At 60.1% G+C, this 13,840-nt stretch carries 8 protein-coding genes and 1 riboswitch; of the genes, 1 reads left to right on the forward strand and 7 read right to left on the reverse strand.

All coding sequences use genetic code 11. The annotated features are described in order from the left end of the window. Nucleotides 1-286 precede the first annotated feature (286 nt). Nucleotides 287-697 carry a MerR family transcriptional regulator gene (locus tag AC07NR_RS08280; RefSeq protein WP_495078314.1) on the reverse strand — a complete coding sequence of 137 codons (411 nt, stop codon included), beginning with the start codon at nt 695-697 and terminating at the stop codon, nt 287-289. Between the two features lie 79 nt (nt 698-776). Here AC07NR_RS08280 and AC07NR_RS08285 point away from each other — a divergent pair, with 79 nt between their 5' ends. Next, entirely contained in the window at nt 777-2,000 is a 1,224-nt protein-coding gene (locus AC07NR_RS08285; protein WP_495078315.1) for an NADH:flavin oxidoreductase/NADH oxidase family protein, read from the forward strand. 50 nt (nt 2,001-2,050) lie between these two features. Here AC07NR_RS08285 and AC07NR_RS08290 read toward each other — a convergent pair whose 3' ends face one another. From AC07NR_RS08290 to cobW, 6 genes are read right to left on the reverse strand one after another with little or no spacing between them, the layout of a single operon-like run. Next, complete coding sequence (locus AC07NR_RS08290) at nt 2,051-4,693, reverse strand: P-loop NTPase fold protein (protein WP_495078316.1); 2,643 nt, start codon at nt 4,691-4,693, stop codon at nt 2,051-2,053. 59 nt (nt 4,694-4,752) lie between these two features. Then, nucleotides 4,753-6,396, reverse strand: a complete 1,644-nt coding sequence (locus AC07NR_RS08295; protein ID WP_495078317.1) for a phospholipase D-like domain-containing protein — start codon at nt 6,394-6,396, stop codon at nt 4,753-4,755. A 40-nt stretch (nt 6,397-6,436) separates the two neighbouring features. Next, on the reverse strand, nt 6,437-7,120 hold the full coding sequence (locus AC07NR_RS08300) for a vWA domain-containing protein (protein ID WP_495078470.1): 684 nt from the start codon (nt 7,118-7,120) through the stop codon (nt 6,437-6,439). Next, a complete protein-coding gene (locus AC07NR_RS08305; protein WP_495078318.1) occupies nt 7,102-8,103 on the reverse strand; it encodes a magnesium chelatase ATPase subunit I in 1,002 nt (333 codons plus the stop codon). The genes AC07NR_RS08300 and AC07NR_RS08305 overlap by 19 nt, the downstream gene beginning before the upstream one ends. A gap of 2 nt (nt 8,104-8,105) precedes the next feature. Then, on the reverse strand, nt 8,106-11,879 hold the full coding sequence (gene cobN / locus AC07NR_RS08310; protein ID WP_495078319.1) for a cobaltochelatase subunit CobN: 3,774 nt from the start codon (nt 11,877-11,879) through the stop codon (nt 8,106-8,108). 3 nt (nt 11,880-11,882) lie between these two features. After that, entirely contained in the window at nt 11,883-12,956 is a 1,074-nt protein-coding gene (cobW, locus tag AC07NR_RS08315; protein ID WP_495078320.1) for a cobalamin biosynthesis protein CobW, read from the reverse strand. A 99-nt stretch (nt 12,957-13,055) separates the two neighbouring features. Then, nucleotides 13,056-13,265: riboswitch (cobalamin riboswitch) on the reverse strand. Nucleotides 13,266-13,840 lie beyond the last annotated feature (575 nt).

Below are 13,840 nucleotides of genomic sequence, written 5' to 3' on the forward strand. Positions count from 1 at the left end.
CTATCTCTCTTCAGTGATTTCAGGCTGCCGGGCACGGCAAAGTGCGGCGCGAAAGCTCGAAGGCTGCGCCATCAACGATAGTCGGGAGTCGGAAAACCGGATGCTGCGAGTGCGTCAAGACCGCGCCATGGCGCGAGGGGAACGTGGTTCTTTGAATAGAACTGGGAGGCTCCGAGAGGGTGTTCATGCAAATCCTGAATGAAAAAAGGCCTTGAAGCGTACAGGCTCAGATGACTTTTCCTACAGCTGGAAATCATTTCAAAATCTGTACGCCTTCGCCGCCGCGTCAGGAATCCGGATAGATCGAGGCCAGGACCCGTTCGGCATTCGCGCCGCAACTCATGCCTTCGGGTTTGGATTGAATGCTGTCGATCACCTCCAGCAACCGGGCCTTGCTTTGGGCCAGGTGCTGTTGCATGACTTCGATCTGCTCGACCTTGCGCGTCAGGCCTTCCACCAGTTCCTCATGCTTGAATTCGCCGGTTCCGGCAACTGGCAGCAACTGTTTGAGTTCTTCCAGGGAAAACCCGGCCTGCTGGGCACTGCGGATGATGTTCAAGGTTTGCAGCACTTGCGGCGGGTAGCGCCGATAACCATTACCCAAGCGCTCCACTTTGGGAATCAGGCCCTGAGCCTCGTAGAAGCGAATGCTCGAAGCGCTCAGCCCGCTCTGTTGCGCCAGTTCACCAATTTTCATTTCAGCCTCGAATTGCCTGCTTGACATTAAAGTTAACTTTAAGCTTAGCCTCTCTCCATCACTGATGAGGAGTCAAGCAATGTCGCCCTTCCAGATTTTGAAACTGCCCAACGGTCAGACCGTCGGCAACCGTATCGCCAAAGCCGCCATGGAAGAAAACCTCGCGGATCGTGACCAGGCACCATCCCGCGAATTGTTCCGCCTGTATCAGGCCTGGGCCGACGGCGGCGCCGGGTTGCTGCTGACCGGTAACGTGATGATCGACCGCCGCGCCATGACCGGCCCCGGTGGCGTAGTGCTGGAAGACGAACGGCATCTGGATCGCTTCCGTCAATGGGCCGAAATCGCCCGCAGTGGCGGCGCGCAGGTCTGGGTGCAGCTCAACCACCCCGGCCGCCAGACCTTCGCCAATATGGGTCAGCAAGCGTTGGCACCATCAGCGGTGGCACTGGAAATGGGCTCGTTCTCGAAATTGTTCGCCGAGCCAAAACCGATGACCGAGGACGACATCGAAGATGTCATTCAACGTTTCGCCAGGAGTGCCGCGCTTGCCGAAAAAGCCGGATTCACCGGCATCCAGATCCACGCGGCTCACGGCTATCTGCTCAGCCAGTTTCTGTCGCCGCTGACCAATCGCCGCACAGATCGCTGGGGCGGTTCGCTGGAAAACCGTGCGCGCCTGCTGCTGTCGGTGATCGAGGCTGTGCGTCAGGCCGTCTCGCCACAGTTCTGCGTGGCGGTGAAGCTCAATTCAGCGGACTTCCAGCGCGGCGGTTTCGACACGGACGATGCCCGTCAGGTAATCGAATGGCTCAACGAGCAGCCGATCGACCTGCTGGAACTGTCCGGCGGCAGCTACGAAGCCCCGGCCATGCAGGGCGAAGCCCGCGACGGACGCACCCTGGCCCGTGAGGCATTCTTTCTGGAAATGGCCAGCGAACTGGCCAGCGTGGCCCGCATGCCGGTGATGGTCACCGGTGGCATTCGGCGCCTGCCAATCGTCGAACAGGTACTCGACAGCGGCATCGACATGGCGGGTATCGCCACTGCGCTGGCCATCGAACCAAGTCTGGTCAAACACTGGCGCGAAGGCCGCCACAGCGAACCGCAACTGCCGCCGATCCGCTGGAAACGCAAACCGCTGGCCGCGCTGGCGAACATGGCCGTGGTGCGTTTCCAGATGGCGCGCCTGAGCCGCGGCCGCAAGCCACATCCCGAAGTGTCGGCACTCTGGGCGCTGATTCGCGACCGCTTGTACCTCAGTCACCGCACCCGGCAGTATCGGCGGGCGATGTCTGCCTGACGCGGAAGAACCACAGCAACATTTGCAGCGAACGGCTGTTTCACTTTGGATCAGCCGTCAAACGAGTAACGCTGGATGATGCCAGTGTATTTTTCGACTTGATACTTTGATCCACCTTTCTGTTTCGAAATCATCCCTGCGTAGACGTCTAGAATTTCACCAAAACGTTCGTACTCGAACAGAAAGTCATCTCTGTCCATGTAGGGGATCAGCGACTTGATATCGCTCATCGCACAGCTACCCGACTTTTTTGCAAGGGACGTCAGTACTTCCGAAAAACAAATCGGTGTTCCCATTGCAATCGCAAGCAGCGTCAGCAACGCCTTATATTCACCGCCTTCGAGCGCCTTGAAATCATCAGTTTTGAGGCTGGCCTTTATCAGGCGATAAACGTTCAGGAAACGAAGCGCACGTCGGGGGGACGAACCAATGAAGGGCGCAAGCTTTTGCAACGTATCAGTCTCGCCTGGCGTGATATTCAACGCTTGCGCCGTGACATCTTCAACGCCGGGGACATTTACTCCGCCAGAATCAGCGAGTACCGAACCAGTTGACTTCACGGACTTGGGAATTTTCGTCCTATCCAGCCGCCCATTCAAGAATTGCGCGCTGGATGCCCTGTCCATTGGGCGCATCCAATAGGGAATCTGGAAAATCTTCTCCAGATAATCAGATACCGATGCAGTCTGTCGTTCTCCGGTTTCACCCATCAAATTCGGATAATGTTGAAGCAATGCCTGACGTACCCAACGTACATCTACGGCAACCATCACCACGAACAACGGAAACGTCAGCAGCAGATGCACAGCCTGCAAGACTTCTACGACTTTATCCGGTGGGCAGCGATCCAGATCATCGATATAGAGCACAATACGTTTAAATGATTGAACGTCAGTTAGAGGCTGCTCTGCTGTGGCCTCCAACTTGGCAATATCCTCATCATCAAGCAACGTTTTGTTCTCTAACAGGAACTCTTTCATTTTCGCAGCAAATGCCTCACGTTCCGCCTCGACGGACTCCTTCAGGCTGCCCGCCTCGGCCACGTTAAAGGCCAGCTCTTCGAAGTCTTTGCGTACGGTGGCGATCAGTCCCAGGTGCTGTGCGTAGGTGCCGTCAGTCGCTCGGGCACGAACAAATTTCTTCAGGCGACCGGCCCCTGTACCTTGAGAGAAATCGTGGTTAGCCAGAGCCAATTGCTCACTTGTAACCTGCACCAGCGCTTTCGCCTCGTCGACGCACGCATTCATCCTCGCCAGTTTTTCGTGCGCGACTTGAAACTTTTCTACCTGCTCGGCGAGCTCACTCTCAATACTTTCATCCAATGCCTTTTTACCTGCTTCCAGCTGTTTCAAAGCCTCACTAACTTTGTCCCAGACGAAGCGAAGCCGCGTAGTCACTCCAGCGACTAACACACTGGCCAACAAGAAACTCTCGCGCACGTTCTCCAGAAAAGGAAGTTGAGCCTTAAGCAGTGCCATTCCTTCTGTCGCGACCCACGGCAACGACAAGGTGATTACGATGAAAGCACCTACGTTCTTCCAGCTCAATAACTGCGCTTTATACCCTCCTGCCAGCAGCTTTGCCCTCCCAGCCTCGCTGTATAGCGCATTGGAAATGTCTTGAAATCCTTTGCAGCTTTCGGAAAAAGCATTTATCCCCAGAACCTCGGCCGCATCATGAAACTCGTCTTTTGCTTTCTTGATCTTGTCGCTGGGATTTTTCGCGCCGAACACCTTTCTAATCGCGGTTAGATAGACAAACGGAGAGGACGCGGTATTTGCTTGAGTCTCCTCAAGCTCCTCGCGAGCCCTAAATAACTGCTCTGAGGCTGCACGCTGCTCTCGGCGGCGGCGAACCAGTTCCTGAGCCGCATCCAGCGTCAACATTCGAGAAGTCGACAAATGCTCGAGCAAGGGGTCTCGCACCTCGGGATTGTGCTTTGTGTACCAACGATCCAGTTCGATGAACAAATGACTGACCAGACTGGCCCACAGATTGGTTTCCGCGTAATGCCAGGCATTGAATCGAATCTGAACAACATCCGTATGGAATGCCTCGGAACCTGACTCAGGAGCTTGGGCGATCGGTTTGCCCTGGCTTAAACGCTCGATGTGTTGATAGATCAACCGCATGAAAAATGACTTTCCGCTGCCCCAGTTACCAAACAATCCAATCGCCAGCGGAGGCGTGAAATCCTTGGCAACGGCCAAGCGTGCAAACGCTTTCGCTTCATCATTCGCACCGAGGCGATCATCCAGATCAGACGCCCAAGGATCATCGTTTTGAGTTATTGCGATGGAAGTACTGACCGGGGAGGTGGAAGGCTTTTTCTGGACCGAATCAAAAGCTTGTCCCCTATCCCCCATATCGTTGGGAACTTGAAAGAGGGCGTCTTGGAGAGGTTTCTCTGAGGGGACAGATGTTTTATTCGGTGCCGAATTAGACTTCTCATGTGCTGTTTGATTGGCTTCCGATGGCTGAATTAGCTTCTCAAGCGGGATGTGTTGCCTTGAGCGCTGCTCAGCTAAAAAATCCGTTTTACGGGTGTAACCGTCACCTTCTTTCAAGCTCTCGTCAGGTCTGTTCGAGTTCTCGTCTCGCTTTTGTAAGCGCTCGTCGGGTCTTTTCGAATTCTCGTCTCGCTTTTGTAAGCGCTCGTCAGGTCTTTTCGAATTCTCGTATTTGTTATCCATTACGACTCCGTCTCCTACAAGCAACCTGAGATAAGGTTGGGTAAAAAGGTATATACACGCTAACGCCCGGCAAACCGCAGGCGAGACAGCTGGCGCAAATCCCCTTCGACGTAGTAGTCGTTGGTCCAGCTGTCATCCGCCGCCAGCGGCTGCACCTGTTTCAACGCCAGTTTCTTCGCAAAGTACCGGAAGCGGTAATGCTCGTAGAAGCGCAGCAGTTCCAGGACATAACGGTCCGCCAGTTCGGTGTCGCCGCGGATGATCAGGAAGTTCTCGTCGTTGCCGTTGCTGGCCGCGGCGCTGAGGTTGTGGCTACCGCTGATGATGGTCGGGCTGTCACTGGTGAAGTCGGTGACGATGGCTTTGGTGTGCACCAGCAGGTTGCCCTTCTGGCCTTTCATGTTCTCTTTCAGCCAGCCCTCCAGCCCGGTGTTGAGCAGCGCGGTGGCGGCGAACTCGGCCGTGCGGTCGGCGTGGAATCCGGTGATGCGACTGGCGGTGTTCTGCAGGCCGTAACGCAGGATGTCGTCATGGGGCTGACCGAGCAACGCGTTGAGAATGGCGTCGGGCAAGGTGAACGCTGTGACGAACAGCACATCCTTCTTCGCCGCATTGATGATGTCGACGAACTCGCGCAGATCGGCACCACCACTGCGCGGCGAAAACCCGGCAAACAGCGGTTGCGCCGGGTTCATGGGGTTGTGCTGGGTGATCCAGTCGCGGGTGGCGCCGACGTCTGCCGGCGTTGCCCAGACCTGCTCGAACGTCTGCAAATAGCTGGACGCGATGGCCGTGTCGTCCAGCACATGCACCACGTTGGCCTGGCGATAGACGCCGTTGGCGGTGAAATTGGTGCTACCGCAGAGCACGGTCTGGGGCTGCCGCTCACCGCCAGCGATGCGACTGAGGACGATGAACTTGTCGTGGAAAATATCGTGGGTCACCCGCCCGCGCTTGCTCGTTTCCGGCAATTTGGCGAGGCTGGCCTCGTTCATTGTGGTGTCTTCGTCACCGGGCCTGGCTTGATACAGCACTCGTACCTGCACGCCGCGATCGAATGCTGCGTTCACCGTGTCGATGATGGCTTGCAACTGATACTCGTAGATCGCGATATCCAGTGCACACTGGCTATCGACTGCGCGCTCGATAAAGCCCTGCAAACGTCCGAGCAGACCGTTCTCCAGCCATTGCCGTGCCGCATCGGGCCAGGCTTCGATGGGCATGTTCTTGTTGGCGCTGATCTGCGCGTCGAGATCCGGAAACTTGCGCTGGAATGCCTGACTGGCGGCCACGGCGCGGTTGAAGATCACGCTTTGATTGGCCGGGTGACCGTCATCCGAGGTAATGCTCAGCTCCAGCGATTCCCCGAGCACCGGCGCATCGGCCGTGCCGTAGGCCAGGTGTACGCGGTAATGCATGGTAGTCCCTGGATTGACCGCGTAATCGGCCCAGCGAAATTTCTGCAGCGGCGCGATATCGCTGGGCGTGGCGTGAAACTGCGGGAAGGTATGTTCCTTGCCGGGGAAGGTCAGGCTGTTGAACAGGAACTGCCACGGCTTGTCGCCCTGCTGCTTCTCGATGGCAAACCCCAACAGGCCTTTGCGACGGGGTTCGGCGAGGTCCATCGCCAGCAGCACACCGTTGGTGCCGGCGTAAGCCTTTACGCGAAAATCGTCCTGAGGATTGGCAACCAGTACGCGCATGATTCACTCCTTGTGATGTGGGCTGGATGCAGCATAGACCTCAGACAGACAGCAGGTCGTCGATATGCCGGTAATCCGCGTCCAGTGCAGTCGCCAACTGTCTGGCCCGGCCCAACCGGATCGGCCCGCGCTCGATATCGATCAACAGACCCGGACAGGCCAGTGCCGGCAACCCTGACCATTCTTTCAAGCGCCCATCGGTGAGCACCAGCAGGCGCTGTTGTTCGGCGGGGAATCGTTTGCGGCGCACCGTCAGCCAGTGTTCGGCCTCGTTCAGCGCCGCCAGCAATGGCGTGCCGCCGCCCGCGCCCAAATCATCGAGCCAAGCTCGCAATCCACTGGAAGCTTTCAAACCCTGCACCTGCCATTTCGGCGCTGAGCCACTGGCAGTCAGCAAGGCCAGTCGCGCCCGTTGCCGGTAAGCGTTGTCGAACAATTGCGCGAGTACGCCTTTGGCATCGCTCAATGCTTGATGACGACGAGTCGAGGCCGAAGCGTCGACAATCACCAGCCACAGTTGATGGGGTGTGCGGGTGCGCAGTTGAAACAGCAGGTCAGCGCGCACTTTCGGGCGGCCGTTGAGCAAGGTTCCCGGCCAGTTCACCGAGCCACTGCGAGCCGCGTGACGCTTGCCCTGTCGGCCATTGTCCAGACGTCCGGCGCGGGGTCTGGCATTCGCCCCCGCGTCGGATCGGGGGCGAATGCCTAAGGCTTTTTTGGCCAGACCGGCACTTCGCGGCGCGCGCCGGTGGCCAGGGCCGGCGCCGGCATTTCACCCCATTGCCCCTGCCCTTCACTCGGCTCGGTCTGGGAGCCGGACGGCGATTGTGCAGGAGGCTGCGCATGGGACGAGGACTGTTCGCGTCGACGATGACGCAGTGCAAATTCGGCCACGGCATCGATGTCCTGCTCGGCAATGGCTTCGGCACCACGCCAAGCCGCATGAGCCCGTGCAGCACGCAGCCAGACCAGATCGGCACGCAAACCATCGACGCCAGCGGCAAAGCAACGCTCGGTGATCTGCGACAGTGCTTCATCGTCGAGAGGAATATTCGCCAAGGCATTACGGGCGTTTTCACAACGCTCGCGCAGGGCTTGTTGCTCGGCTTCCCAACGCCCGCAGAAGGCCTGCGGATCACTGTCGAAATCCAGTCGCCGACGAATGATCTGCCCGCGCTCGACCGGCGCCGTATGACCACTCAGGGCGACGTTGAGACCAAAGCGATCGAGCAATTGCGGGCGCAACTCGCCCTCTTCCGGGTTCATCGTTCCGATCAATACGAACTTCGCCGAATGACGATGGGAAATGCCATCGCGCTCGATCAGGTTGGTGCCGCTGGCGGCCACATCAAGCAGCAGATCCACCAGATGATCCGGCAGCAAATTCACTTCATCGACATACAACACACCGCCGTCAGCCTTGGCCAGTACGCCGGGAGAAAACTGCGCGCGGCCGTCGCTGAGTGCCGCATCCAGATCCAGGGTGCCGACCAGCCGTTCTTCAGTCGCACCCAATGGCAACGTGACGAACTGACCGCTGGCCAGCAGATCCGCCAGACCCCGGGCCAGGGTCGACTTGGCCATGCCACGCGGGCCTTCGATCAACACGCCACCGATCTTCGGGTCGATGGCCGTCAAATACAGCGCCAGCTTCAGATCGTCGGCGCCGACCACGGCGGAGAGCGGGAAATGTGGGGTATCGGTCATGTTCAGCTCTCTTCTTCTATATCCAGCAGCAGGTTCTCGAGTGCTTCTTTGTAGGCACCCGGCTCCTGCCACATCCCGCGCTGCTGCGCTTCGAGCATGCGTTCGGTCATGTCGCGCAAGGCGTGGGGATTATGCTCGCGCACGAACTCGCGGGTCGCCGGGTCCAGCAGATAGGCGTCGGCCAGCAACGCGTACTGGTGATCGTCGATCAGCTGCGTGGTCGCATCGAAGGCAAACAGGTTGTCGATGGTCGCCGCCAGTTCGAACGCGCCTTTATAGCCGTGGCGTTTGACGCCGTCGATCCATTTCGGATTCGCCGCCCGGGAGCGGATCACCCGGTTCAGCTCTTCTTTCAGAGTACGGATCTTCGGCAGATCCGGCTGGCTGTGATCGCCGTGATAACTGGCCGCCGCCTCGCCGCGCAGGCTTTCCACGGCGGCGAGCATGCCACCCTGGAATTGGTAGTAATCATTGGAATCGAGCAAGTCATGCTCGCGGTTGTCCTGATTTTGCAGCACGGCCTGCACTTGGCTCAGGCGCTGGACGAACTGCTCGCGGGCAGCGGTGCCTTCATCGGAACCACCATAGGCATAGGCGCCCCAGTTCAGGTAGACCTCGGCCAGATCCTCACGGGTTTGCCACAGGCGACCGTCAATGGCGCCCTGCACGCCCGCGCCATAAGCGCCGGGTTTGGCACCGAAAATCCGCCAGCCGGCCTGACGTCGCGCAGCCTCCTCGTCCAGCCCCGACTGCTGCAGCGCCTCGCGTTCGGCACGCACTTTGGCGGCCAACGGGTTGAGATCGTCTGGCTCGTCCAGTTCCGCCACGGCTTGTACAGCGGCGTCGAACAGGCGAATCAGGTTGGCGAACGCATCACGGAAAAATCCGGAGACTCGCAGCGTGACATCCACCCGAGGCCGATCGAGCAGGCTCAGCGGCAGAATCTCGAAATCATCGACCCGCTGACTGCCCGTCGCCCAAACCGGACGCACGCCCATCAGCGCCATGGCCTGAGCGATGTCGTCACCGCCGGTACGCATGGTCGCGGTGCCCCAGACCGATAGACCGAGCTGGCGCAGGTGGTCGCCGTGATCCTGCAGGTGTCGCTCCAGAATCAGCGTGGCGGACTGGAAACCGATGCGCCAGGCAGTGGTGGTTGGCAGGTTGCGCACGTCCACCGAATAGAAATTGCGCCCGGTAGGCAACACGTCGAGGCGACCGCGACTCGGTGCACCGCTCGGGCCGGCCGGGACGAAACGGCCGCTCAATGCGTCGAGCAGACCGCGCATTTCGGCCGGGCCGCAGGCGTCGAGGCGCGGGGCAATCACTTCGCGCAGGGCGGTGATGATCGTCTGCACATCTGACCAGCCTGCAGCCTCCAGTTGCGCTACATCTCCCGCCAGTGACTGCTTGATCAATTGCGCCGCGAACAGTTCCAGACGCTCTCGGGTATCTCCCGCCGTACGCCAGACTTCATCGCTCAGCAATTGCAGCTCCATCGGACGCGGGCCAGTCCAGGGCTCGGCCAAGGCGCAATCCAGCGGATCGAACCCCAACTGAAACGCCTTGGCCAACGCCCGCAACAGACTCGACTGCGCCCCTTTACCATCGCCACGGGGAATCCGCAGCAGCGCCAGCAAGGTGTCGATGCGCAGCCGTCCGGTCGGAGACTCACCGAAGATGTGCAGGCCATCGCGAATCTGCGATTCCTTCAGATCACACAGATAAGTGTCCAGACGCGGCAGCCAGATCGCCGCGTCGGCATCGCTGTCGAGGGTGGCATCCAGTTGCAGTTCGCGATCGATCTGCGTGTCACGCACCAGTTGCAGAATGTCGCGCTGCAATTCACGGGCGCGGCGCGGATCGAGCAATTGCGCTTCGTAATACTCGTCGGCGAGCAGTTCGAGATTGCGCAATGGACCGTAGGTTTCGGCGCGGGTCAGCGGCGGCATCAGGTGGTCGATGATCACCGCCTGAGTGCGACGCTTGGCTTGGGCGCCCTCGCCCGGGTCGTTGACGATGAATGGATAGATATTCGGCAGCGGCCCGAGCAACGCGTCCGGCCAGCAGTTCTCCGACAGGCCCACGCCTTTGCCCGGCAGCCATTCGAGGTTGCCGTGCTTGCCGACGTGGATCACGCCATGGGCGCCGTAGGTCTGACGCAGCCAGAAATAGAACGCGAGGTACGCGTGCGGCGGCACCAGATCCGGGTCGTGATACACCGCGCTCGGATCGACCTGATACCCCCGCGCCGGTTGAATACCGACGAAGATCAGGCCAAACCGCAGGCCGGCGATCATCATTCGCCCGTCACGGCACATCGGGTCGTTGTGCGGCGAACCCCAACGCTGCAGCACCGCCGTGCGATTGGCGTCGGGCAGTGCATTGAACATCGTTAGGTAATCATCCATTGCCAGGCTTTGCTGGCACGGACGCTGATCGAGGGTATCGAGGTCGTTGCTGACGCCGCCGAGCAGTTGCCGGATCAGTTCGGTGCCGCTGTCCGGCAGTTCGGCCGGCAGCGGATAACCTTCGGCCTGCAACGCCCGCAGGATATTCAGCGCGGCGGCCGGCGTGTCGAGGCCGACGCCGTTGCCGATGCGCCCGTCCCGGGTCGGGTAGTTGGCGAGAATCAGCGCGATACGTTTTTCAGCGTTCGGTACCCGCGCCAGATCGACCCAGCGTCGCGCCAGTTCGGCCACAAAATCCATGCGCTCCGGCTGCGCCCGATAACACACCACATCGGACTGACTGCGCTCGCTGCGCCAGGCCAGATCCTTGAAGCTGATCGGCCGACTGATGATCCGGCCGTCCAGCTCCGGCAGTGCGATGTGCATCGCCAGATCACGAGGGCCAAGCCCCTGCTCGCTGTCGCGCCAGCCGGGCTCGTTGTCCTGGGCGCAGATCGCCTGGATCACCGGAATGTTGCGACGGAATGGCCGCAGATGCGGCGCTTCCGGGCTGGATTGAGCAAAACCGGTGGTGTTCAGAATCACCGACGCTTCGACCGCGTCGAGCCAATTCTCGACCACCGACAGGCAACCGGGCTCTTTCAGACTGGCCACGGCGATCGGCAGCGGATTGAGTCCGGCAGCCTGCAACCGTTGACAGAACACGTCGATAAACGCCGTGTTGGCCGCTTGCAAATGCGAGCGATAAAACAACACCGCCGCCACCGGTTGACCGGGCAGCCAATCGGCTTGCCAGTCGCTCAGTGCGGCGGTGTTTTTGTTCGGGTGGTAAATCGCCGTGCGCGGCAGGGTTTGCGGCTCGCCCCACACGTAATCCCGCGCCAGCCAGCGGTTGGCCAGACAGCGGAAGAAATCCAGCGCATTGCCCATGCCGCCCTGACGCAGAAACTGCCAGAGCCGGTCGCGATCCTCGGCGCCTACGGTGCTCAAGTCGCTGAGCTCCGGGTCGGGCCGATCATCGCCCGGCACCAGAATCACCTGCACGCCAAGCTCGGACAATTCGACCAGTCGCTCGACGCCATAACGCCAATAAGCGATGCCGCCGTGCAGCGAGATCAGAATGACCTTGGCGTGGCGCAACACTTCATCAACGTACAGGTCGACCGACGCATGGTTCTGCACCTGCATCGGGTTGGCCAGCCGCACGCTCGGGTAATCGTCGGGCAGTTGCTGCGCCGCTTCGGCGAGCAGTGCGAGGCTGGAGTCGCCGCTGCACAGGATCACCAGCTCGGCGGGGGTTTGTCCAAGGTCGGCAATGTTGTCATCCGACACGAAACCGCCGGGCTGGGTCCTGAGCAGGTGCATGGCTTAAACGCTGAGCGCGGCGCGCAGTTGCGCTTCGAGCCTGGCCGCGTCCAGTTCCTGGCCGATCAATACCAGACGCGTCACACGTGCCTCATCGGCGCCCCATTGACGGTCGAAGTGCTTGTCGAAACGCGTGCCCACACCCTGAATCAGCAGACGCATCGGCTTGTTCGGGATCGCCGCGAAACCTTTGACCCGCAGAATGCCGTGCTGAACCACCAGTTGCGTCAGCGCGTCGAGCAGCAAGCTTTCGTCGGCTTGCGGAAGCTCGATGGAGATCGAATCGAAGGCGTCGTGATCGTGGTCGTCGTGATCGTCATCGCCTTCACCGTGGTGGTGATCGTGATGGCTGTGGCGGCTGTCGATGTGCTCTTCGGAACCCGCGCCGAGGCCGATCAGCACGTCCAGTGGCAGGCGACCGTTGCTGGCCTCGATGATTTTTACCGCTGGCGGCAGTTCTTCGGCGACTTCAAGACGCACGCGAGCGAGGTCTTCAGGGCTGGTCTGGTCGGCCTTGTTGAGAATCACCAGGTCGGCGCTGGCCAGTTGGTCGGCGAACAGTTCGTGCAGCGGCGATTCGTGGTCCAGGTTCGGATCGAGTTTACGCTGGGCGTCGACCTGATCCGGGAACGCGGCGAAAGTGCCGGCGGCCACGGCCGGGCTGTCGACCACGGTGATCACGGCGTCCACCGTGCAGGCGCTGCGGATTTCCGGCCACTGGAAGGCTTGCACCAGTGGTTTTGGCAGGGCCAGGCCCGAGGTTTCGATCAGGATGTGGTCGAGGTCGCCACGACGGGCCACCAGTTCGCGCATCACCGGAAAGAATTCTTCCTGAACCGTGCAGCACAGGCAGCCGTTGGCCAGTTCGTAGACACGACCGGTGGCTTCTTCTTCGGTGCAGCCGATGGTGCACTGCTTGAGGATTTCACCGTCGATGCCCAGCTCGCCAAACTCGTTGACGATCACCGCGATGCGGCGGCCCTGAGCGTTGTCGAGCATGTGCCGCAGCAAGGTGGTTTTGCCCGAGCCGAGGAAACCGGTGACGATGGTGACGGGGAGTTTGGCCAGTGTTTTCATCGGATGCCCTTTGGCAAGGTGGCGGGCATACGGGACGAGACCGGCAACGCGGGTGCGTGCCTGGAGAGTTCGCCACCGGATCACCCCGCCCGGTTGAAAGTGAGAATCTGTGACGAGGCAGGTCTCCTGGCTGACGGTGTTCGGGCCTTGGCCCGGTATTCGCTGCGCCTTCCCGCTGGCTCTGGATTGAGTTGGCAGTGGCGTGGCAGCGAACAGCACCGTTCACAGTTGCGGGGGCAGCCGCGGCTTGGACCGCGTTCCCTTCTTAGCTTCGGCGTGGGCCGAAGAACCTCGAAAGCGCAAGGCTACGCATCGTGTGTTGACCGGTCAATGTTTGGATTGGGGGCATATCCGTTGCTGCGGTTATGGCCACTTAGGGTTCCGCCCTTACGGCGGGTCACTTTTGGCAAACGCCCGGAATGCCGGCCCAGCCAAAAGTAACCAAAAGGTCTGCGCCCTGACGTACGGCCCTCGCTGTGGCTCGGGTTCCTTCGCTCCGGGATCGATCCGGGGGCATCGCCTACGGTTTGCTTCGCTGCACCTCCTCTCGATGTGTTTGGCTTCGCCAAACGGTCGCTGCGCTCCCCCCCGGATCAATCCCTCCACTCAGCCTGCCGACGGGCCCTGCGATCAAAAGCTTTACTCGAGCTAACGCTCATCGTGGTGTGTGGTGCGTGGAGGGCTTTTGATCTGGCTTTTGATCTGGCCTTTGATGTGGCTTTTGATTTTTTGCCCCTTCGGCAGGCCGAACGGAGGTGTCCATCAGGGGGTAGGCGCGCAGCGCCGTGCGGCGAAGCCGCATACATCGAGAGGAGGTGCAGCGAAGCAAACCGTAGGCGATGCCCCCTGATGGACACCGTAGCGAGGGAACACTGAGCCTAAGC

The organism is Pseudomonas sp. GW821-FHT09C09, from assembly GCF_059418105.1.